Origin of the sequence: Erwinia pyri, from assembly GCF_030758455.1 — a bacterium.
Taxonomy (GTDB): Bacteria; Pseudomonadota; Gammaproteobacteria; order Enterobacterales; family Enterobacteriaceae; genus Erwinia; species Erwinia pyri.
This window is the reverse complement of record NZ_CP132353.1, coordinates 626,917-649,287: the sequence shown is the minus strand read 5'-3', so window position 1 is coordinate 649,287 and position 22,371 is coordinate 626,917. Positions and strand designations below refer to the sequence as shown.

Genomic DNA, 22,371 nt, shown 5'->3' with positions numbered 1-22,371 from the left:
AGAGTGAGAGTTAAACCGTGGCAAGCCACGGTTTAGTTTCAGACAAGCAAAGTTAAACCGCGGCCAGCATACCGCCATCGACAAACAGCAGATGCCCGTTCACAAAGTCAGAGGCTTTCGATGACAGAAACACCGCCGCGCCAACCAGCTCTTCCGGGTTGCCCCAGCGGGCGGCGGGCGTGCGTTTGCAGAGCCAGTCGCTGAATTCCTGATTCTCCACCAGCGGTTTGGTCATCGGCGTGTCGAAATAGCCCGGCGCGATGCCGTTAACCTGAATGTTGTAGCGGGCCAGCTCCACGCACATGCCGCGCGTCAGCATTTTCACCGCGCCCTTGGCTGCCGCGTAGGGCGTGATGGTGTCGCGCCCCAGTTCGCTCTGCATGGAGCAGATATTGACGATTTTGCCCGCGTTACGGGCGATCATCCGCTTCGCTACCGCCTGAGAAACCAGGAACACGCCGGTCTGGTTGGTGGCAATAATCTCATTCCACTCGTTTAGCGGGAATTCGGTAAAAGGGTGACGGCGCTGAATACCGGCATTGTTAAACAGCACGTCGATCGGCCCGACCGTGGTCTCAATCTTCTCAATTGCCGCTTCCACCGCCTGCGGATCAGCAACGTTAAACACCGCCGTATGCGCGATAAAACCTTCCTCACGCAGCTTTGCCGCCGCCCTTTCCGCGCGCTCTTCTGAGGTGCCGTTGATGATGATTTCAGCCCCGTGCTGCGCCAGACCGCGCGCCATGGTAAAGCCGATGCCCTGTGCCGCGCCGGTCACCAGGATCCTTTTGTTCTCTAAGCTGAAAAGCGTCATGGGTTTTCTCCAGAGTGTCAGTCGGTTGAGCGCGCGACCGCGTTGCTGCACCTGAGTCAGCGGCCAGTTGGGTACAGCGCAAGTATTCATCTTTAAGGCGGTCAGCAAAGTACAGCGTAAGCTATTCACCCTTGATGGCGGTCAGCAAAGTACAGCGAACGTTATTCACTTTTGATAGCGGTGTTAACGGTCTCCAGTGCCTGACGCAGTGACTTCGCCTCAATCTGGCCTGGCGCAGATGACTCGCCGGTCATACCAAAGGTGAGATCGGAACCAAACACCTCGCCAGAGAGCCGCGTGATTGCGCCCAGCCCGCCCATCGACATCGTCAGCAACGGCTTGCGGGAGTAGCTTTCGCGCACCTGGTTGGTGGCATCCAGCAGCCTGAGCACATCTTTTGCATCATGCGGCATCACCGCAATTTTGAGGATGTCTGCCCCCATCCGATCCTGCTTACGGAGACGCGCTACCATCTCTGCCGTTTCCGGGGTTTTCTCGGTGTCATGGCTGGAGATCACCACTTTGATCCCGGCCCGATGGGCAGCCTCAAGGATCTGCTGCACCACTTCCGGCTGGCGGAACATTTCCACATCGAGGATATCGATAAAGTGCGCGCTAATCAGCGCCTTGTACAGTGCCCCATATTCTTGATCGCTGATTTTGCGCTTGCCGCCTTCTGGCTGGGTTCGGAACGTCAGGATTAGCGGCTTGCCGTTTGCCACCGCCACAATCTGTTTTCCCAGAGCAGCGACCCGGCCTGCATCGGTGGCGAACTCCAGGTAGTCAATGCGGTATTCAATCAGATCTGCATTGGGGTTTTCACCAATAGCTTTAGCCTGTGCCAGTACCTGCTCCACCGTGCTCCCCGTGGTGGGAACAATAATTTTCGGCGCGCCCTGGCCGATTACGGTATTTTTTATCTTCACCGGTATTGCCTCCCTTGGCGTTGCTGTCACGGCTGGCTCGCTGCCTGCTGCCCATACTGATGAGGAGAGCAGCGCCCCGCTTTCTCCCCCCAGCAGCATCGCCATCGCAATAACAGCATGTCGCATATTCACTCTTTACTCCTTCCGCCATGCGGGAACCGCTACGAATCTTTTTTATGGTTCCCGGCTATTTGCTGCTCGCTAACTGACGCGCAGTTGATATTTATCATAGACAAGCTTAATAGTTCAGATGTTATCCGCAAGCTGCATCCCGCTGTTTTGTCTGGAACAAATTTCCCATCCACGATTATTAAGAATTCCTGCCCCGCTACCGGATCAAAATTGTTTGCACAGTTTCCGCTGTCATTAATCACTCTGCGGGAATATTTATTTTTATGGCGAAACAATTTGTCGCAGTAATCACCGTGAATCAGGCGCCTGTTCTGGCAGGATCGGCGCACTTAGCGCGTCTCTGGTAGTTGTCATGCAGTGGTTTTCGAAGAATGCCGTTCTTTTTTCAGTTAAGACCTGTCTTGCCGCTTTTATTGCTCTTTATCTCTCGCTTGAACTGAATCTGGATAAACCGGCCTGGGCGCTGACCACCGTCTACGTCTCTTCCCAGCTCTATTCAGCCTCTACTTTTTCTAAATCCCTTTTTCGGCTGCTGGGCACTCTGCTGGGCGGATTTTTTATTTTTCTTATTTACCCTGAGACCGTGCAGTCTCCTATGCTGTTCAGCCTCTGCGTTTCGCTGTGGGTGAGCTTTTGCCTCTATCTCTCGCTGCATGACCGTACGCCCAAAAGCTATGTGTTTATGCTGGCGGGTTACAGCGCCGCCATTATGGGCTTCCCCTCCGTTACCCAGCCGCTCTCTATTACCGGCACGGTGATCTCGCGTATTGAAGAGATTGCGCTGGGCGTCACCTGCAGCAGCCTGATCCATGGCCTGCTGCTGCCCGTTTCGATGCGCAGCCTGCTGGAGCAGAGCGTCACCGTCTGGTACCAGAACGGACGTAAGCTGTGCAGCGATCTCCTGAGCGGGATCACCAAAGAGACGGCGCCGGAGCGGGAAGAGATCCTGATCCGTATGACGCAGTATCCGCAGCAGGTTGAGGCGCTGATCACCCACTGCGTTTATGAGGGCAACGCGGCGCGCAGGCTGATCCGCCTGGTCAGCGTGCAGTATCGTCATCTCTCTTACCTGATCCCGACGCTGGTCGCCATTGAAGGCCGCCTGCATCAGATGGCGCAGCTGAATATTCGCTTTCCCGACACGGTAGCGCTGGCCTTTCAGCAATTTTTGCAGTGGCTGAATGCAGAGGAAAGCGCAAGGAAGAGCCTGACTATTCAGGCTACGCTTGCCGCCAGCCAGAGGGATCTCAAAAACGCCTGGCGGCAGGGAACGCTGCCCCTAAGTGAGTGCCTGATGTTAACGGGGTTGCTGGAACGCCTTGCCGATTTTGTGCGCATTGCCGGGGCTTATCACAGCGTGAGCCATCTGGTCAGCGATCTCTCCGGCGATACCAGCCTCGCCCGCAAAGAACGCTCGCGCCCGCATACGGACACCGGTCTTGTTCTGCTCTCCGCCGCCACCTCGTTTCTGGCAACCTTTGGCGCCTGCCTGCTCTGGATGGGTACAGCCTGGCGCGAGGGCGCCTCCGCACCGATGATGGCCGCCATCATCAGCTCCTTTTTCGCCAGTGCGGACACGCCAGGCAACCCGATGAAGCTGTTTATTAAAGGGACGGTGCTCTCTATTGTGATCAGCGTGCTCTACGTGGCAGTGCTAATCCCGCAGGCGATCACCTTTGAAGGCCTGCTGCTCTGCCTGGTGCCGGGCCTCTTCGTGCTTGGATTGGTGATTGCCAATCCCGCCACCAATATGATCGGCCTGAGCGCCGCCATCCAGATCCCGGGGTTGCTCGGCATGAGTCATCACCTCAAGCCAGACCTGCCCGGCGCCATTAATACGGCGATCGCTTCCATGAGCGGCATCCTTATTGCTGTGGTCATTACCGCGCTGATCCGCAACAAGCGCCCCGCCTGGATCGCCCAAAGGGCGGTGCGTTCAGGTTTGCGTGAGCTGCTGCGTTTTGTGAAGGAGATGGAGCGAAACGGCTCCTCCCTGCTGGCGCGTCAGCACTTTATCACCGGCATGCTGGAGCGGGTGAACGTCATTCTGCCACGTATGCGCCTTGATCCGCATCCCGACCTGCTGCTGGCGGGCAACCTGGTGACAGAGGTGTGGCTGGGGGTGAACTGCTATGACTATTACGCCCGCAGCCGCGAGGTTCTGGCTCACCATCACCTCGACAGCGGCCAGATGTTCCACGAGCTGACGCTGTTCCTGAAACGCCGGATGAAGTCGCAGAAGGCTGCCCCGCATACCGGCCTGCTGGATGAGCTGGATCTGCTGCTGCTGGAGCTGGAAGTGTTAGCAGCAAAGGATGAGCAGCTGTTTACGCCGCTGTTCCATCTGTATGGTATCCGGCTTTCGATTTTCCCTGAGCAGGGCTGGCCTGCGAGAAGCCTGGGGCATTTACGGGCACGGCGGTGAGGTTTGTAGGTTAACAGAAACAGGCAACGATTCGTGGCAACAGATCTGTTTATCGCCTTAAGCTTTATCATGCAGATAATTCAGTAATCGAAATATCTTTAATTTTATTCAGCCTGAAGGCATTTAACGCAGGCAGGAAACTCTTCGGGTTATTTTTGGTTCGCTATTCGGAACAGAGCCACATAGCTATGAATTATGCTCTCTTTGTTGCCCTTTGATTATTCCCCCTCCCCACTTACCTAAGTTTGCCTACCTTCCTCAGACCCTCGTCTCATTTTGCGGGCTTCTAAGTGCTGGACATCCGTTAAGGCTCTCGTAATAATGTGCTTCCTTCTCAGTATGTTGAACGGTAACCGTACGTTATTATCAGCGTCATTACCTTCCTGCACTCTGTTAAGAAATAATATTCCAATTATTCTGCCTGTAAACGGGACTCTGCTGGCGTTATATCCGGTGAAGTTTGAGTTAATGCAGAGAATTATAGAGTTTCAGCTATTACCTGATCAGGTTATCTACAAAAACTTGCCTGCTGCTCTGGCTGAGATCCGTAAGCGCTATTTTTATAAAATAATTATTGCTCCTGTTTTGGCTCGATCCTTTTACTGAGGATTAAGCCACGGGACTTTTGCTTTTTGGGATGGACAAGGACAAAGGAGATAAAGTGGAACGTCATCATTTAGGGAAAATCAGCTTACTGACTGCGATGGTTATGCTCTCTTCAAGCTGCGCAAGTCTGCATGAAACCGGCTCTGAATATGGTACCGCTATAGGATGTATTGGCGGTGCGGCGCTTGGCGGCGGACTGACGTATTTACTCACTAAAGATGCCGGTAAAGCGATTGCCGGTGGACTGGTGGGTGGCATAGCCGGTTGTGCGGCAGGCAATGCCTGGCAAAAGCGTGAGCAGGCACTTGCCAAAATTGCCGAGGAAGAACACATTGCCATTGCTACCCGCTCATTACAGGCGCAGGCAGGCAGTGGCAAACAGAATGTGGGTATTGTCGCTCAGGTTGCAGACAGTGGCATGTTTGATACGGACAGTGCTCAGCTTTCCGCTGACGGCCTGCGCCAGGTCAGGAAAATTGCCGCCGTCATGAAACAGGATGATCAAAATGGTGTAGTGCTGATTGTTGGTCACACTGATGCGACCGGCAACGCCAGCTGGAATCAGACGCTTTCAGAGAACCGCGCACAAAGCGTTGGCCGCGTTCTTCAGCAGGCAGGCCTGAATCCTCAGCGGCTTTATTATCAGGGCGCTGGCTCCTCCCGCCCTGTCGCTGACAATACGACTACCAGTGGCCGTTCAGCTAACCGTCGAGTGGAAATTGTGGGTCTTGCGAATGAAACCTTGCTGAAGCAGCGAGTGGAACAGGAAGGCAGCAACCTCGCCTATCTGCGTTACGGCACGCAATCTTCTGCCACCCCCACAAAACCAGTCAGCTCATCCAGGCGGACGGCCTCTGTTGCCACAAAAGCCAAACCTTCCGGGCCTTCCACTGACCGCACCCCTGTTACGGCTTCCGGTAAGCAAGAGAGTGTGCAGACCGCTTCCCAGCCTGCTAACGGTAAGAACTGGATCGATTTCGGCGGTCAGCCCGTCAGCCGTTCAACTGCCTCACTTGCTGCCAATCTCAAACCACGCAGCAGCGGGTTCAGCCTGATAGCCGAGGCGAACGCCAGCCCGGTGACAGGAAGCTGTCTTGCAGATAACGCCCGTGTGGCTGGTGAAGCCAAAAACCTCGCCAGTGGTAAAGCGCTGGACAGCCATAAGACCAGAGAATATTACGCAGGTATGAACGGGCGCGCCTGGGCGGGGCTGGTTAACAACCATCTGGTTACCCTCTCGCCCGTTAAGGTGTTAACGGACAATGCCACTGTGGACGCTAATCCAAAGGTGTATATCACACAAAATTATCAGTCCCGCGGTAACCGTAAAGCAGATGCACCCATCGCCGCCGTTGCCAATGCCTGGGAAGGTGAAGAAGATATTCTTTACCGGGTTTACCTGCCAGCCAGCAACGAGCAGCCGCTCTCCTGTATCGATTTGCTGGTGCCGAAGAACGCCACGAAAGCGCAGCAGGGACAGCTTTTCTATTCAAACCACAACAGTGCTTATATGGCGGGTTATCGCCCGGTCCGTAGTTAATCAAGGAACAGACAATGGAACTTTTCCAGAGCATCGCGGAAGCGATCTCCCTTTACCGTTATATTTTCTGGCCATTAGTGGGGCTGTTGGTCCTGATCATTGTTTTTATTCGCTGGTGGGAGCAGGTCAGCTATTTTTTCCTGAATCTGTTCAGCACCCTTCCGGTAATGGGATTTATTGCGCGTCTGTCACGCAGTAATGAACCACGCAGAACCGGCACGGGCGGAAAACTTTGGTATCCGGCAGAAGAAGCGCTCTGTGCTAAATACTGGCAGCATTATAAAACCTTTAATCACAATGCTGATTTCTATCTGCGCTGCGTTAACTATCTGAACAAAGTAGATGAGCGTGGACGCAAGCCTACCGGGCCGGTGTTGTGGTTCTGTAGCGTTGCGCTGGTCTTGCTGGAAGCCTTTATCTTTGCCCTGGTGCTCTCCCCTTTCATCGCCAACAACATCTCCGCCAACCAGGCTGAGTTTTCAGCGGTAGTGATTTCCGTTCTGATTGGTGTGGTGCTGGTGCCAGCTACCCATTTAATGGGTGCCGAGCTGCATAAAAACAGCCTGCTCAAAAAAATTCGTTACTGGTATGAAGATGCCCGCCATAACAATAATGCTGTCGGACTCTCAAAGAACGCCCGTCTGTCGCTGGAAGAGACGCGCCTTGACGACGATCAGCCGAACTATATCCAGATGCTTAATCGCATCAGTACCAATGTGCACGTTAAGCCTCAGTACTGGGCTACGGCTATTGCGCTGGCGCTGATCCTGTTCTTTGCTGTTGGCGCCTATTTTGTTCGTGCCGCCACCATCGATTCGATAGAGACTCAGGCCGTTAACGGCACGCCATTCAGCCAGACAATGGATACGCAAAGTTCGCCTTTCGATCTCCCTGCGGATGCGGTAGCGGATAACGCTAAAGCAGACAGCCAGGCGACCAAAGAGATTGGCAATAATCGCGTATTTGCTTCCAAGCTGACCTTTATTATCCTTTCGGTGATATTTGTAGGCGTACAGTTGATTGGTATTTTGATTGGTCTTTACCGCTCCTTTGCCGGGGTGGAATCTAAAATGGCGGCAAAATATGCCGGTAATTTTAGCGGCTCTGAGGAATTTTCTGCCTGGCACAGCATGCGGCGTGAGCGGGTAGAACGTGATGCACAGGAAAAGCTGAGCGCGCTGCAGAACCGCCTGGTGATGAAACGCACCAGCAGCCAGAGTCAGCAGCTTAATGAACTCCCCACCTTCAACGACTTCGTTAGCGGTAAGATTCGTGACAAGGCGCGCTCCGACCACGAACTGAGCGAACATCTCAAGAATGCTAACTATGCATCTGCCACCCAGCAAGCGCCTGTCCAACCTCAACAGGTTCAGGACCTGCCTCCAGTGGCTCCTGTAACAGAAGCGCCAGTGGCCGCAGCGGTTCAGGTTCCGGCAGCCGGCGACAACGACAAGGAGCGCATTAACGCTCTTGGCGATCTGGTGGGATTAGATGAGGAAGACCTGGCGCTGATTGCGGAAGATCAGGGACTGTCGCTGGAAGCGGTACTGAAGCGTCAGCGTGTACAGCAGTTGCTGAATAAAACGCGGGCGAAGGAGGGAGTATGAGAGGGCTTGCCCTGATCCTGCTAAGCCTGGCGTGGTATACGCATGCTGCCGAGCGTAACGATATTCCCAGCTGTTATCACTATGCAAAGCTGGATGCGCAACGCCCTGCGGAGAGCGGGCGTGAGCTGGTGATCGTTATCGACCAGACGGTCAAAGTCCCTCTGGCGCTGAAAAAATCTATCTGGCAGCACGTTACCCGCTATGTACAGCCCGGCGACCGTGTGGTGCTGTATCAGTTCTCCGCCCTGCTACAGGACAACTACCTCAAGCGGGTGTTCGACGGCAGGCTGGAGGCGCTGTTTACCGACCAGCATGCACGTAACAATATGGGTATGGAAAGCCTGAAAAACCTTGATGCCTGCCTGATAAAGCAAAAACAGTTTTTCGATCAGGGCATTGGGAAACTGATGGCGGGCAGCTTCGCTGCAGAAGGGGACAGCATCGCCAAAAGTGAAATCATCGACAGCCTGCATCGTATTGCTGAGGATCTGAAAAGCGATCCGGCTCCACAGAAGTCGGTGGTTCTGATCTCGGATATGCTGGAAAACAGCGCTTTTGGCAGCTTTTACAGTAACAACCAGATCCGCCTGATAGCGCCGGAGAAAGAGCTGGAGAGAGTAAGTAAACAGGGGCTGATTGCTGATTTTAATGGTGCCAGTATTTATGTGGCCGGTGCCGGATTGATAGATACTTCGGCTAAGAATAACTATCGCTCCGGTAAGATCATGCAGCAACTTGAGGATTTCTGGCGTCGCTACTTTTCCGCTTCTAATGCAGAGCTGGTGAGTTTTGGCGCACCTGAACTCACTGTTGAGATCAAATAGCTCTCCATTTCATTCAAATCTGAAGGTTTGGTGCCTCCGTTCAGGAGGCATTTTTTTGATTTACAATTCATGCATTCTGTTATGTGATCGCGTAACTCCGATTCTTTCGAGCCGCCTCACAAAACAGGACTTTTATGCGTTTCTATCAGGCCGATCCCAAGCTGGAGCACTACTGGCGTGGGGTGATCCTTTTTGGCAAAAATGTCGCCTCTTACAAATTCGCTCTCGCCCATGCGCTTTATGATCTGAAGCAGCCAGACAACGATCTGATCACCCTTGAGGCGCTGGCCGTTCCTTTTGCCCGCCATATTTGCGCGCATCTTAAACAGGCACCTAAACAGATCACCAGCCAGCGAAGTCAGTTTCTGGATGCCTGTGTTCAGTTCAATAAGGGTGAAATAACAGAAGAGCAGTTGACCGGGATCACCGTTAAACTCGGGTTCGGCGCAGTGATCAATGCTTTTCATAACGTTAATCAGGCTGAGATCGACAAGCGATTCTTCCTGGATGAGCGCAAAACGTCAAAAGGCATACGCCTGACCGACAACTATTACTACCTGACAGAGAACGATCAGTTCCCGAACCTGATACAGGAAACCGACGCGCGCTGGCGGCTGGTTGAGGAAGCCTGGGCAATGGGCGTATCCCGTAACCTGATTGCGGTGGAATATGATGATGACAGCAAGATGCTGTTCAGCCGCCGCAGCAACCGGCGCATCACTATTACCAGCTGCCGCGACAGCCTGAACGGCTACCAGAAAGGCTACTGCTTCTACTGCTTCCGCCCCGTCAGCGTGGTGATGGCAGGAGAAAATCTTGCCGATGTCGATCACTTCCTGCCCTTCACGCTTAATGACGCTATCAGCAATCTGGATGGCGTCTGGAACCTGGTTCTGGCCTGTCAGAGCTGCAACCGTGGGGCAAAAGGAAAGTTCGCCCGCATCCCGTCGACAAAATTGCTTCAGCGCCTGCATGACCGTAACGAGTATTTCATTAACAGCCACCTTCCTCTGCGTGAAACCTTGATCCGCCAGACTGGCAACACGCCTGTACTGCGGCATAATTTCCTGCAGCAGCGCTGGCAGACAGCGAAGAACACGCTGCTGCATGAATGGGAACCAGCCGCACAGGGAGACGGGATTTTCTGATGAACGACGACTACTACCAGCAAAACGCACAGCGCTTTTACGACGACACGGTAAACGTGGATATGTCCGCCCTGTACGAACCTTTTCTGGCGCATCTGAAGCCCGGTGCGCGGATCCTTGATGCCGGTTGCGGTTCAGGCCGCGATACCAGAGCTTTCAGCGATCTGGGCTTTGAAGTGAAGGCTTTTGATGCTTCTGCGGAACTGGCTGAACGCGCCAGGCAGTTAACCGGCAGGCAGGTTGAAGTGATGCGCTTTCATGAGATGACGGCGGTTGAGAAGTACGACGGCATCTGGTGCTGCGCTTCGCTGCTGCATGTGCCGGAGAAAGCGTTGCCTGAAGTGATGGCGCTGCTTGTCAGAGCGCTGAATCCCGGCGGAGTATGGTATCTGTCGTTTAAATATGGATGCGGTGAACGGGAGAAAGACGGACGGCGGTTTACGGATATGGATGAGGCGTCGCTGAGAAAAATAGTTGCGGGGTCTGGCGTTGAGATTGAAAAAGTCTGGCTTACCGGTGACGCAAGGCCCGGCAGAGAGGCTGAGCGGTGGCTGAATGCCCTCCTTATCAGAAATACACCTATGCAGAATTAGTCAATTATTCAGTACAGGAAGTAATAAAATTCCCGGTCATATTCCCTGAAATGGAACCTTTTATGAATAGATCAACATTAGAAAAAATCCGCAGTAATAAGCCTTTGAAAAAAAGCCCCCCTGTCTTTAACGTACTTCGATACCTGGCGAACAATATTACTAAAATCAGTCTTATCTTAGTGATGATGGGTTGTTTCAACCTGTGGTTTTATCTGTACCGGATTGATCACCTTACGTTACTACCCTCTATGCTGACCACGCCCTCAACGTTGTTAGCTATCTCATTTGCGCTTGCAGGCATCATAGTCGCCTTCTTCATTACTCTTCTTATGCCAGCAATTTTTTACCTGGCGAAAACGCTCCTGTCAAAGGAGCATAAACCAGACAAGGCCATCATCCCTCATTCTTTTCTTATCAGCATGATTATTGCTGTAACTGGCGTACTTGAAAGTGAAACAGCCTTTTTGACTTTAATATTTATATTTTCAGGCTACTGCATTATTTTAATTACCTATTTGTTATATGGAGACTGGAAGAGACAATTAAATATTTACTGTTCTGCTATCATTATCAATGTCGCATTTATTATTATATTAGCATTCATTTATAACAAGGCGGATCTTTCCGGTATAGATCGTTTTTACAGGTTTATTACTATTTTTTTATATATAACAATATGTTATTTTCCTATAATGGCAATTTATGATTTTTTTAATGGAACCAAAAGGGGAATCAATAAAAAGACAATCATTTCCTTAGCCACTACTTTCATTATTATTTTTTATGTCACGCTAAATATCACGCCAGGCTTTTTCGTGCGTGCTAACGATCATGCTATTTACCTGGCAGGCCTCAAAAGCAACCATATTAATTTATATAAAATCCAGGCTAACGAGTACCCTGCGCATTGGTTCAAAAATAAGTGGACGGTTAAGTACAGAGAAAATGAAACTATATGGGTTGAAGGATATGCTATTTTTCAGAACAGCAATATCAAAGTTATCTGTCCTGCGGACAGTCAGGCAAGAATACAAAAAAAACTGATAGAAGAAACCACAATTTTCAGCCGTCTGGAGAAATCACGAGGTGCTTCGAAAGACATGGAAAATTGTATCGAAATCGAAAATAAAACCGGATCAACGCTTTTCTGGCAGAAAGACAAAGATTCTGAAAAGAAATCACAGAGCACGGCCCCTTCAGTATGAAAAGCTGATCAGCGGGAAAGACTGAATATCTCTGAATATACTATTGGTGCATTCAGAACGGCGGCAAACGGAGGAATCTTAAAATCTGCGGAGGTGGGCCTGCCAGCCACGGCCAGCAGCGACCGGATGACTAATACCGGGGCTACTTGATGCCTGTATGATGCCGATGATCTGTTTAGCGATATGCGCTGTCAGTCCTGAGAGCGCGTTATCCCTTATCAACCCACTACCCTTCTCCTGCAAGCTTCCCCTGTTACAACAAGCCCTGACGAGACTGAAACCGGAGAAATAACGTATACTCCCGCGCCTGCAATGGGAGCGCGTTTTGCTGTTCCCCTTCACACACTCTTCAATGCATTCACGCAGGGGCGAATCGCATGGTCGCTGCGCTATACCGGGCATCGCCACGCAAGGAAAACACGTAATGGCTACACTATCGGCAACAACTAAAGCACCCTCTCTGATAGGCGGGGCAATGATCATTAGCGGCACCATTATCGGCGCGGGCATGTTTTCTCTGCCGGTGGTGATGTCCGGCGCCTGGTTTTTCTGGTCGCTGCTGGCGCTGGTTGTTACCTGGTTTTGCATGCTGCATTCGGGGCTGATGATTCTGGAAGCGAACCTCAACTACCATATCGGGGCCAGCTTCGACACGGTCACGAAAGATCTGCTGGGCAGCCGCTGGAATATCATCAACGGTCTGAGCGTGGCGTTCGTGCTCTATATCCTGACCTACGCCTATATTTCCGCCAGCGGCTCGGTGATCCACCATACCCTGGCGCAGATGGATATCGCCTTCCCAGCGCGGCTGGGCGGCCTGCTTTTTGCCCTCGCGGTGGCGTTTATCGTCTGGCTCAGTACGAAGGCGGTGGGCAGGATGACTACCATCGTGCTGGGGGCCAAGATCCTCACCTTTTTTATGACCTTTGGTGGCCTGCTCTGGCACGTTCAACCCGCTGTGTTGCTGAACAGCGCAGAGGTGAACCCCAGCTATATGCCCTATGTGCTGATGGCGCTGCCCTTCTGTCTCGCCTCGTTTGGCTATCACGGCAACGTGCCGAGCCTGATGAAATATTACGGTAAAGATCCGCTGACTATCCGCCGCTGCCTGGTGCTGGGAACGCTGATGGCACTGGTGCTCTATATCATCTGGCTGGTGGGCACGATGGGCAATATTCCGCGTCCGGCGTTTACAGAAATTGCGGAAAAAGGCGGCAATATTGATGTGCTGGTGCAGACCCTGAGCGGACTGTTGAACAGCGCCACGCTGGATCTGCTGCTGACCATCTTTTCCAACTTCGCCGTCGCCAGCTCCTTCCTCGGCGTCACCCTGGGGTTATTTGACTACCTGGCCGATCTGTTTAAGTTTGATGACGGTCCGACGGGACGCTTTAAGACGGCGGCGGTCACTTTCCTGCCGCCGATGCTGGGCGGCGCGATCTGGCCTGACGGCTTTATCTACGCGATTGGTTTTGCGGGCCTGGCCGCCACCGTCTGGGCGGCGATTGTTCCTGCCCTGCTGGCCCGCGCGTCGCGTAAGCGTTTCAACAGCCCGCACTACCGGGTATGGGGCGGTAACGCCATGATCGTTGTGATTTTGCTCTTCGGCGTCAGCAACGCGCTGATCCATATTCTATCCAGTTTTAATCTGCTGCCTGTCTATCGTTAGGTATCTGCCTTATGTCCGGCATAACGCGTTAAGTGCCGTTATGCCGGATGGGTCGCAAACCGGGTTAAAAATATTACGGATTAAACATCAGTAATTAATTCATGATTAATAATCTTTGCGCAAAGCCATCCAGCTAATATTATTTTCACGACTTTCATTATAATTGTGAGCGGCACTGTACTTCAGGTTAATAACGTAAAATCTCTGTGGAGTGGATTTATTAGCGGGGTATAATAACGGGGTTATTTAATCGCGATGCGAATGTGCGGGAACACATTCACACCGCTGACCACAACAACTATACAAGGTAGTTATCATGGCTGAGCAAGATTGTAATTCAGAAGTTGAAGCAAAAGAAGTCGCGAGTTCCACACTGCGCCGGATAAAGGTGAGCTATGCGAGAACCTTTCCAGATTATGAACAAATCCCCTCACTGGCGATGAAAGGCAAATGGCTGGCGGAGGCTGGCTTTGATACCGGGTCGGTGGTTGATGTGCGGGTGATGAAGGGATGTCTGGTACTGACCGCCCGTCCGCCGGAGCCTGAAGAACCGGAGCTGATGAAGTCATTACGGCAAGTTTGTAAGTTCTCTGCCCGCAAGCAACGGCAGGTGCAGGAGTTTATAGAGGTTGTTGGTGCTAAGCGGGTTCGTGGTTAGAAATTGATTTTATCCCGGCTCATTGAGCCGGGATTTACGAGGCTTATCACCTTTACTCTCTCCCGGCCAAACACCCACACTGCTGTCGCATACCATTAAAAATAGCTTCAGCTAACTCAGGTGGAAACGCCTCAGGAAGAAGCGCAGATACGTTTTCTCTGCGCATATCCTCACCATTTTTCCCGTCTGGCGGGTGAATCCGTTTGCTTTTCTGTTTCTTCGATTGTTGAAGATGACATTGAGAAAACAACCCTTGGCCCGGAAGAGAGTACCATTTCAACTCCCAGCACTGTAAATACCCTGAATAACCGCTCAATACTGGCGCTGGCTGGAGGTGCCTCAATTGAATCGCCACGGATAATCCAGACACTTTCGAGCCGTTGATAATACTGGTTTTCATATTCAGCCAGTGGCATCTGATTACTTGTGCCAACCGACGCCTACAGTTATAAAACATTTCGATGTAATCAAAAACATCGCTGCGGGTTCCTTCCCGCGTTCCGTAGATCTTTCTCTTTATCCGTTCGCGTTTCAGTAGCTGGAAAAGCTTTACGTAAGCGCGTTTTCGTGGCAGTTACCGCAGAGATATCAGATAAAACAAAGCCTGAGTCGCCGGGGAAATTGCTGGGATAACAGCCCAATGGAACGATTTTTTAGAAGTCTGAAAACGGAGTGGGTACCGGATAACGGATACGCTAATTTTAGCGAAGCCAGCACAGGAATAGCGAATTACACCACGGGATATTACAGCCAGCTCAGACCCCATCAATATGATGGTGGTTTGACGCCGAATAAATCAGAAAGATTGTTATGGAAAAATGCTAAAGCCGTGACCAGTTTTGCTTGACCACTACACTGCTTGTTGTTCGTAAGTTCTGAACATGATAACGCTGCCGACCTTGTAAATCGTAACCCAAAGAGTACAATCCCCCTACTCATCGTTAACTATGAGCTACAATTATGGCTAAGGTTAAGCATTACAAAACAACCGATGGCCGCGACCCCTTTGATGAGTTTTTGCGTAATGTAAAAGACCCTATCGCAAAGGCTAAGATTGCAACCCGTATTGCCAGAATGGCTACAGGGAACTACGGAGATTGTAGACCATGCAGGGAGAGCGTGTCAGAGTTAAGGATTGATCAGGGGCCAGGTTATCGCGTTTATTTTAGCGATTTAACCGATCCGACTGATGGTGCAGTAAGCCTGGTTTTGCTGGGCGGCAACAAGAAAAAGCAGGATGAAGATATTGATCAGGCGGTCGAATATCTTAAAGACTATAAAAGCAGAACATAAGAGGTGAATGTTATGGCTAAATCAGTGCTTCATGATGATGCAATGGTTCAACTCATCAAAGACGATCCGGCATTTGCGCCGCTCTACCTCCACCAGGCCTTCATTGAAATTGATGAAGAAGGTGGCTATGAGGCATTCATGCTTGCGCTACGCCATGTTATTGAGGCAACGGGCGGCATGACTGCTATTGCAAAACGTGCAGGTATGTCACGTGAATCGCTTTATAAGTCTCTTTCTCCAAAAGGTAATCCATCCTTTAAGCGCGTCGCCGCACTTGCATCGGCAACAGGATATCCAATTTCGCGTATTGCAACAGTCAATGCGCATGCAAATGCTTAATGCAAGCCAGACAAAATTATAGCCCGGCATATCCCGGGCTTTTTAATAGCAACCACCGTTCGCGACTAATTCCCCTCACCGGCAACATTAAAATAAAACATAGATACGCTGTTAAACCGCCGCTGGATCCCTAATTCTGGTATCGAACAGACTATGTGTCTAAACGTTCTGTTAGATAATGCTGTCACCCTGAACTACTTATGCACAATGCCAGACCAGTAATAAGCTATACACTCAGCACGGTTTTCATCAGCAATGCATCCAGATCGCGGCAGTCGCGCCGCTCGCTATCCGGCAGATCTTCGCTGACGCGGTTCTCATCCAGATGCTGGCGGATAAATGCATGGATGCGATCCAGACGCTCGCCGTATTCCGCTTCGCCTGCGCGCTGCTTACGCGCCAGCAGCTGTTCGATTTCGGCCAGCAGGAGGGGGTCCGTCACCGTCCCCGCCAGCAGCTCTTCAAAACGCATCGGCGGCACGCCTTTTCCGGCTTCTATCCACTGCACCGCCAGCAGCGGACGCAATACGTAAAAGTACTTTTTCAGCCGCACGCTGTCGCCCTGCAGATAACCACGAAAGTTCTTTTTTGCCATTGAGAGATAGTGCCAGCGCGCCCGTAGCGGCGAAAACCAGTCTGGTATCCTTGCCCGTAAATCGGCGATGATGGCTTCTTCCTGCTGATAGATCACCGGCGAGTCCAGCCATTCGACAAGCGTTGGGTTGGCTCGCTTCAGCAGGCCCAGCGCTTTGCGCCACTCCCAGCCGCAGACGTCCAGCGTATCGTCGATCGGCAGCTCGATAACGTCGCGCGGCGGCTCGATACGCAGATACCACTCCGGTTGATGCACATAAAGAAAACGTACATCGTAATCGCTGTCCGGCGAGGCAAAGCCCCAGCCGCGACTGCCCGACTCGCAGGCATACAGCACTTTGACTGCGTGCTCCTCTTCTACCTGACGCAGCACGCCACGTACGCGCTTGCGCATTGCGCTATCTACTCCATGCAATCCTGTTCTCATTCTTTTTATCCTTTTACGCAAACAACCTGTGACAGCGTATGCACCACTTCCACCAGCGAAGACTGGGCGGCCATAACAGCATCAATGTCTTTGTAAGCCATCGGGATTTCGTCGATGACCTCTTTATCTTTGCGGCACTCCACGTGCGCCGTCGCGCGTCGCTGATCTTCCACGGTAAAGCGGGCTTTCGCCGCCGTGCGGCTCATGGTGCGCCCCGCACCGTGGCTACAGGAACAGAAACTCTCTTCGTTACCCAGGCCGCGTACGATAAAGCTCTTCGCGCCCATCGAGCCGGGGATAATGCCCATCTGATCTTTCTGCGCTGAGACCGCGCCTTTGCGCGTCACCAGCACCGACTCGCCAAAGTGCGTTTCCCGCTCCACGTAGTTGTGGTGGCAGTTCACCGCTTCCAGATGCGTGCTGAAGGGCTTGCTGATGACGCGCGACATCGCCGCCAGCACGCGCTCCATCATGGCCTCGCGATTGTGGCGAGCATAATCCTGCGCCCAGCTCACCGCTTCCACATAGTCGTTAAAATGCCTGCTGCCCTCTTCAAAATAAGCGAGGTTGCGATCCGGCAGATTGGCGATATGCCGCTGCATATCCTTTTGCGCCAGTGCGATAAACAGGTTGCCAATGGCGTTCCCTACGCCGCGCGACCCGCTGTGCAGCATCACCCAGACCTGCTGGCATTCGTCCAGGCAGACCTCAATAAAGTGATTGCCCGTTCCCAGCGTTCCAAGGTGCTGGTAGTTGTTGGTCTTAAACAGCGCTGGATGTTTTTGCGTCAGCGTCTTAAAGCGCGGTGCCAGTTTGGCCCAGTGGCTATCCACCTCCTGCGGCGGCGTCTGCCAGGCGCCCTTATCGCGACCGGAACGGTTATTGGTGCGACCGTGCGGCACCGCCTGTTCAATGGCGCTGCGCACACCCGACAGATTGTCCGGCAGATCGCAGGCCATCAGCGAGGTGCGTACCGCAATCATGCCGCAGCCGATATCCACGCCGACCGCCGCCGGGATAATTGCGCCTTTGGTCGGGATCACGCTGCCGATGGTGGATCCTTTGCCCAGATGCACATCCGGCATCACCGCCAGATGGCGAAAGATAAACGGCATTTTCGCCGTGTTCAACAGCTGCTCACGCGCTTCCGGCTCCACCGGTACGCCGTTGGTCCACATTTTTACCGGCACGCCTTTCGCCTGCTGCAGAGTCTGATAGTTGTTTTTCATATTCTTTTCCTCGTTGCTATAGCATAGCTATTGCGAATGCCGTGCCAGAAGACCGCTACGCTGCATAATAAAATTTATCTAATTGATTATTAATGTTATTTATTATTGTATCGCGTCTGAGCATTGCCATTACCGATAGAGAAAATTATCTTACTGGATAAGTTATTTATCTTCTGGGATAAGCATGAAAGCTAACGTAGTGATCGGCGTGCTGGGCACGGTGCTGGATAAACGCGGCAAGCGCGCAAACCGCTGGAGTAAATGGCGGCCAACCGTCGCACTTTGCCAGCAGGAAGGCTTACAGATCGACAGGCTGGAGCTGCTGCATCAACCGCGTGATGTCAGTATGGCGCAGCAGGTGGCGGAAGATATCACCCAGGCGTCGCCCTCCACCAAAGTGGTGCTGCACAGCGTTAAGCTGGAAGATCCCTGGGACTTTGAAGAGGTCTACGGCAGCTTCCTCGATTTTGTCAGCCGCTATCCTTTTAATACCGACGCCGAAGAGTATCTGGTGCATATCACTACCGGCACGCACGTGGCGCAAATCTGCTGGTTTTTGCTGACCGAAGCCCGCTATCTGCCCGCGCGCATTTTGCAGACCTCGCCGGCCAGCAAGGGCTCGGAGACACCAACCGCGCTCGGCCACTATTCCATTATCGATCTCGATCTGAACCGATACGCCACGCTGACCAGCCGCTTTCAGCGCGAACAGCAGCACTCCACCTCGTTTTTAAAATCCGGCATCGAGACGCGCAACCCCACTTTTAACAGCCTGATCGAGCAGATTGAACGCGTGGCGCTGCGCTCGGACGCCCCGATGCTGCTGACCGGCCCAACCGGCGCGGGCAAATCTTTCCTTGCGGAGCGCATCTATCAGCTGCGCCATGCCCGCCACCGGCTGGCCGGTAAATTCGTGGCGGTTAACTGTGCTACGCTGCGCGGCGACAACGCGATGTCCACGCTGTTTGGCCACGTTAAGGGCGCCTTTACCGGCGCACAGCAGGCGCGCGGCGGGCTGCTGCGGGAAGCCGACGGCGGCATGCTGTTTCTGGACGAGATAGCGGAGCTGGGGCTGGATGAGCAAGCGATGCTGCTGCGCGCCATCGAGGAGAAACGCTTCTTCCCTTATGGCGCTGATAAAGAGGTCAGCAGCGATTTTCAGCTGATCGCCGGCACGCACCGGGATATGCAGCAGTGGGTTGCCGAAGGCCGCTTTCGCGAAGATCTGTTTGCCCGCATCAATATGTGGACGTTTCAACTGCCTGGACTGGCCGAACGCCGCGAAGATATCGAACCCAATCTGGATTTTGAGCTGGCGCGTTACGCCCGGGAACAGCAGACCCAGGTGCGCTTTGATAAAAAAGCGAGAAGCCATTTTCTGCGATTCGCCTGCTCGACAGAAGCCAGCTGGCGAGGCAATTTCCGCGAGCTGGGCGCTTCCGTCACGCGGATGGCAACACTGGCGGAACAGGGAAGGATTTCGCAGGAACTGGCGGAAGAAGAGATCGCCCGGCTGCGCGCCAGCTGGCGCACTACGGCACCGCAGGCCACTCTTACCGATCTTCCTTCAGCCCAGTACGATCTGTTTGACGAGTGTCAACTACAGACGGTGCTGAGCGTCTGCCGCGCGGCGGATTCGCTTTCCGAAGCGGGCCGGCGCCTGTTTGCCGTCTCCCGTCAGGGGAAAAAACAGCCCAACGATGCCGATCGCCTGCGTAAGTATCTGGCTCGGTTTGGGCTGAACTGGGAGAAGGTTAAAGGGTAACGTAACCGGCGACAGCCGTAACGCTTTTGCCGCCGGGCCTGATGCTGCACGGCTGCAAAAGCGGGTAATGCGCTATTGTCCTTCAAAGCCGTAGTACTGCACCGGAAGCCGCTGGCCGTTCACTTCCAGATCGCGCCACGGCTTAACTACAGTTTCAGGTATTTTATCCCGGAGAGCCTGCTCCAGCCTTTCCGACAGCGTCACGCTGCCAATCTGATTCCAGCCTGTGGCCTGGTGGGCATAGAGAGTGATGCTCTGCTGATTGCGGTTATAGAGCAGCACTTCCGGCGTGCCGTCGTTGTTCATATCCTGCATCCACACCAGGCAGGAACCGGTATCCACCAGGCAGATGCCCGCTTCCTGCTCAATATATTGCGTCTGCATCTGCCACCAGCTTTCCGGCGGCGCTTCGCTGCCTGCCCGTAGCGGGATGCTGCGCTGAAGGTCGCTAATGGTTGGGTTAGCATTATTGGTGTCCCGCTCTGCCAGCAGCCGCACCAGCACGGCTTTTTGCCGGGCAGGATCGCTGAGCCACTGCGGATGCCTGCTTATCTCCTGCAACGCCTGTTTTCCGCGGCGACCAGCATTACTGAATAAGTAGAGATCCCCTTCGTCCACCTTTGCCCTGCCCTCTGCAAAGCGCGCCAGTTGATTTTTCACGGTAATGCGCCATGGATCGGCCACCGGCGTGTGCAGCAGAAACCAGCTGAAGGCCGTCAGAGTCAGCATCAGGGGGATAAACGTGTTCATGCTGACGGCACCCTGCACCCCGGCACGGCGCTGGAACCCTGACAGCAGCAGCGAGCCAGTCACCGCGATCAGTGCAATCATAGCGGCGTAAACCCGCTCCACTGTCCAGCCATAGTCAGCGATACGCAACCACAGCGCCCAGACAGCCAGCCCGGCCAGCAGCGGCGTCAGGCCCTGCGCAACCAGCACCACGCGCCTCATCACACGCTGCCCGCGAGATACGCCAGGTGTGCTTTCATCAGCGATGGCGCTGAACGTCAGCATCATCAGCGTCATGATCAGCAACAGCGTCGTGGCTGAAAAAGCTTTGGGGATGATTGCCAGTCCGGTAAACGGCAAACAGACCAGAAACAGCAGTAAGGCGACCGCGTGCAAAGGCAGCAGTATGTTAACCGCCCGCGTAATCAATTCGAGGATTTTGACGTTTACTGGCAAGCTCTGCGCTGTAGTGATCGATGATCTTTTGGGCAAGCTGACGAGCTGTGAATTGTTCATCAGGGTTGGCCTGAAGAACATTAATAATCATCTGCGGGCGACTAGTCATGGCTCCTGCCTTGATATAACAGTAAGAACGCGGATTTTAAGATGGCACAGTGTAAAGCTCCCTAATGCTCAAACCAAGATCTCAATACGAAATTTTATACCTCATTTCTCGTTCAACCGTATCTCTCAACCACAATCCAGATTCAACTGATAAGCTCCAGGCTATAGTCCTGAAACCGTGACCACCGTCTTCAACTTGAATGCCATCTCCTGTTACCAGTAAAGAGTTGTGAATCGTGTTTTAACTCATCGATATGCGAGGATACTACTTGCAATAATGATCAGCTCATAATCAACACTAACTTCTTTATCTACTTCAGATATTTATTGCCTGACAGAAAAATAATACCAGATGAGGTTATAAAGAGTAGGAGAGGTAAATACTGAATCTCAGACACAAAAAAGCCGCCCTTAAGCGACTTAAATTTGCATACTTGGTACGGAGGCCGGACTCAAACACAATATTAAGTCATTGTATTTAAAAACACTTTAAATGAGGCATGCTTATATATGCCCCCAATTATGCCCCCAAAATAATTTATGGCTATCGCCTTGAAAACAGAGGTTATGACATTTTTTAAAAATCATTCATACATTTTTATAAAATTCTCGATTAGGTTTGTGCTGTACATCCTTACTGTCCCTTCAAACCTTGAGATTATGTCATCAGGCCCTAAAAAAACAGTTTTACGGAAAAGTGTTCATCCAGTGCGCCCTTCCAATTTTATCGTTAATTATCAATGTATTAACGGATGATCACTTGTACTGTTACTCTTCACTACTGTTCATCATATGGTGAACAGTGTTTACCATCAGTCATAAAACGGTGATGGGAGTTTTTTAGACAGCTATCTTAATTATCGAAACATCTAATTATCTTATCGGCTTGGCGAAGCTTAAGGCGGCTGAAAGCTAAAGCATAACGTTATGAAGTTTTACATAATTTACCATCCAAATCCAAAGATATTATAAAAGTGGCTTATTGCCAATAAGTCATTAATCCTTAATAAATAATACAAATGAAAAAATGAACATATTCATTATATCAGGGACATCTACATATTTTTCACAGGCATTTTAATAGTTTTAGGATTTTCATTAAAAGGGATTTGCAGAAAATTTATACCTTTATTTTTCATGGGTTAATTATTAGATACTAGTAGTTTGAAAAAAATATTTATTTAATTCTCATCCAAGATGTGTACTGTTAATAACAAAATAAAACAACCAAGGGCAAATCTTATGAATTTTCTTTACTCCATATGTAAGATCTTGAAGCCGACT

Annotated in this window: 19 protein-coding genes and 1 pseudogene; 13 read left to right on the top strand and 7 right to left on the bottom strand. The window is 52.0% G+C overall.

Annotated features, from left to right (window positions below; translation table 11 throughout):
• Positions 1-52 precede the first annotated feature (52 nt).
• Together idnO and aroD are read right to left on the bottom strand one after the other, a co-directional pair.
• Complete coding sequence (gene idnO / locus Q3V30_RS03085; protein WP_306210352.1) at positions 53-814, bottom strand: gluconate 5-dehydrogenase; 762 nt, start codon at positions 812-814, stop codon at positions 53-55.
• A gap of 161 nt (positions 815-975) precedes the next feature.
• Positions 976-1,866: a type I 3-dehydroquinate dehydratase gene (aroD, locus tag Q3V30_RS03080; RefSeq protein ID WP_306213050.1), complete on the bottom strand. Its 891-nt coding sequence runs from the start codon at positions 1,864-1,866 to the stop codon at positions 976-978.
• A 358-nt stretch (positions 1,867-2,224) separates the two neighbouring features.
• Between aroD and Q3V30_RS03075 the strand changes: the two genes are divergently transcribed.
• The 9 genes from Q3V30_RS03075 to symE all read left to right on the top strand — a co-directional run bounded on the left by Q3V30_RS03075 (position 2,225) and on the right by symE (position 14,147).
• Positions 2,225-4,297 (top strand): FUSC family protein, encoded by a 2,073-nt coding sequence (locus Q3V30_RS03075; RefSeq protein ID WP_306210351.1) that lies wholly within the window; start codon positions 2,225-2,227, stop codon positions 4,295-4,297.
• Positions 4,298-4,958: 661 nt separating this feature from the next.
• Positions 4,959-6,443, top strand: a complete 1,485-nt coding sequence (locus Q3V30_RS03070) for an OmpA family protein (RefSeq protein ID WP_306210349.1) — start codon at positions 4,959-4,961, stop codon at positions 6,441-6,443.
• 14 nt (positions 6,444-6,457) lie between these two features.
• Positions 6,458-8,050, top strand: a complete 1,593-nt coding sequence (locus Q3V30_RS03065; RefSeq protein ID WP_306210347.1) for a hypothetical protein — start codon at positions 6,458-6,460, stop codon at positions 8,048-8,050.
• The gene (locus Q3V30_RS03060; protein WP_306210345.1) at positions 8,047-8,874 is read left to right on the top strand and encodes a hypothetical protein; all 828 of its coding nucleotides are present in this window, start codon (positions 8,047-8,049) and stop codon (positions 8,872-8,874) included. Before Q3V30_RS03065 ends, Q3V30_RS03060 begins: the two co-directional genes overlap by 4 nt.
• A gap of 134 nt (positions 8,875-9,008) precedes the next feature.
• Positions 9,009-10,022: an HNH endonuclease family protein gene (locus Q3V30_RS03055; protein WP_306210343.1), complete on the top strand. Its 1,014-nt coding sequence runs from the start codon at positions 9,009-9,011 to the stop codon at positions 10,020-10,022.
• Positions 10,022-10,615 carry a class I SAM-dependent methyltransferase gene (locus tag Q3V30_RS03050; RefSeq protein WP_306210341.1) on the top strand — a complete coding sequence of 198 codons (594 nt, stop codon included), beginning with the start codon at positions 10,022-10,024 and terminating at the stop codon, positions 10,613-10,615. Before Q3V30_RS03055 ends, Q3V30_RS03050 begins: the two co-directional genes overlap by 1 nt.
• Before the next feature lie 62 nt (positions 10,616-10,677).
• On the top strand, positions 10,678-11,820 hold the full coding sequence (locus tag Q3V30_RS03045; RefSeq protein ID WP_306210339.1) for a hypothetical protein: 1,143 nt from the start codon (positions 10,678-10,680) through the stop codon (positions 11,818-11,820).
• Positions 11,821-12,244: 424 nt separating this feature from the next.
• The gene (gene mtr, locus Q3V30_RS03040) at positions 12,245-13,489 is read left to right on the top strand and encodes a tryptophan permease (RefSeq protein WP_306210337.1); all 1,245 of its coding nucleotides are present in this window, start codon (positions 12,245-12,247) and stop codon (positions 13,487-13,489) included.
• A gap of 316 nt (positions 13,490-13,805) precedes the next feature.
• Positions 13,806-14,147 carry an endoribonuclease SymE gene (symE, locus tag Q3V30_RS03035; protein WP_306210335.1) on the top strand — a complete coding sequence of 114 codons (342 nt, stop codon included), beginning with the start codon at positions 13,806-13,808 and terminating at the stop codon, positions 14,145-14,147.
• Between the two features lie 170 nt (positions 14,148-14,317).
• On the opposite strand, the gene Q3V30_RS03030 is transcribed toward symE, so the two are convergent.
• Entirely contained in the window at positions 14,318-14,563 is a 246-nt protein-coding gene (locus Q3V30_RS03030; protein ID WP_428979234.1) for a hypothetical protein, read from the bottom strand.
• A 134-nt stretch (positions 14,564-14,697) separates the two neighbouring features.
• Here Q3V30_RS03030 and Q3V30_RS03020 point away from each other — a divergent pair.
• The 3 genes and pseudogenes from Q3V30_RS03020 to Q3V30_RS03010 all read left to right on the top strand — a co-directional run.
• Positions 14,698-14,994 (top strand): annotated as a pseudogene (locus Q3V30_RS03020) (integrase core domain-containing protein); the annotation flags it as partial.
• A 113-nt stretch (positions 14,995-15,107) separates the two neighbouring features.
• Positions 15,108-15,440 carry a type II toxin-antitoxin system RelE/ParE family toxin gene (locus tag Q3V30_RS03015; RefSeq protein ID WP_306210333.1) on the top strand — a complete coding sequence of 111 codons (333 nt, stop codon included), beginning with the start codon at positions 15,108-15,110 and terminating at the stop codon, positions 15,438-15,440.
• Positions 15,441-15,452: 12 nt separating this feature from the next.
• A complete protein-coding gene (locus Q3V30_RS03010; RefSeq protein ID WP_306210331.1) occupies positions 15,453-15,779 on the top strand; it encodes a helix-turn-helix domain-containing transcriptional regulator in 327 nt (108 codons plus the stop codon).
• A gap of 226 nt (positions 15,780-16,005) precedes the next feature.
• Here the strand turns inward: Q3V30_RS03010 and Q3V30_RS03005 are convergent, their stop codons facing one another.
• Entirely contained in the window at positions 16,006-16,800 is a 795-nt protein-coding gene (locus tag Q3V30_RS03005; RefSeq protein WP_306210329.1) for a nucleotidyltransferase domain-containing protein, read from the bottom strand.
• 5 nt (positions 16,801-16,805) lie between these two features.
• Positions 16,806-18,029 carry an RtcB family protein gene (locus Q3V30_RS03000; RefSeq protein ID WP_306210328.1) on the bottom strand — a complete coding sequence of 408 codons (1,224 nt, stop codon included), beginning with the start codon at positions 18,027-18,029 and terminating at the stop codon, positions 16,806-16,808.
• A gap of 184 nt (positions 18,030-18,213) precedes the next feature.
• On the opposite strand from Q3V30_RS03000, the gene rtcR reads away from it, so the two are divergent.
• Positions 18,214-19,794 (top strand): RNA repair transcriptional activator RtcR, encoded by a 1,581-nt coding sequence (rtcR, locus tag Q3V30_RS02995; protein ID WP_306210326.1) that lies wholly within the window; start codon positions 18,214-18,216, stop codon positions 19,792-19,794.
• A gap of 72 nt (positions 19,795-19,866) precedes the next feature.
• Here rtcR and Q3V30_RS02990 read toward each other — a convergent pair whose 3' ends face one another.
• Entirely contained in the window at positions 19,867-20,979 is a 1,113-nt protein-coding gene (locus Q3V30_RS02990; protein ID WP_346433467.1) for a DUF4153 domain-containing protein, read from the bottom strand.
• The gene (locus tag Q3V30_RS02985; protein WP_306213292.1) at positions 20,933-21,088 is read right to left on the bottom strand and encodes a hypothetical protein; all 156 of its coding nucleotides are present in this window, start codon (positions 21,086-21,088) and stop codon (positions 20,933-20,935) included. The genes Q3V30_RS02990 and Q3V30_RS02985 overlap by 47 nt, the downstream gene beginning before the upstream one ends.
• Positions 21,089-22,371 lie beyond the last annotated feature (1,283 nt).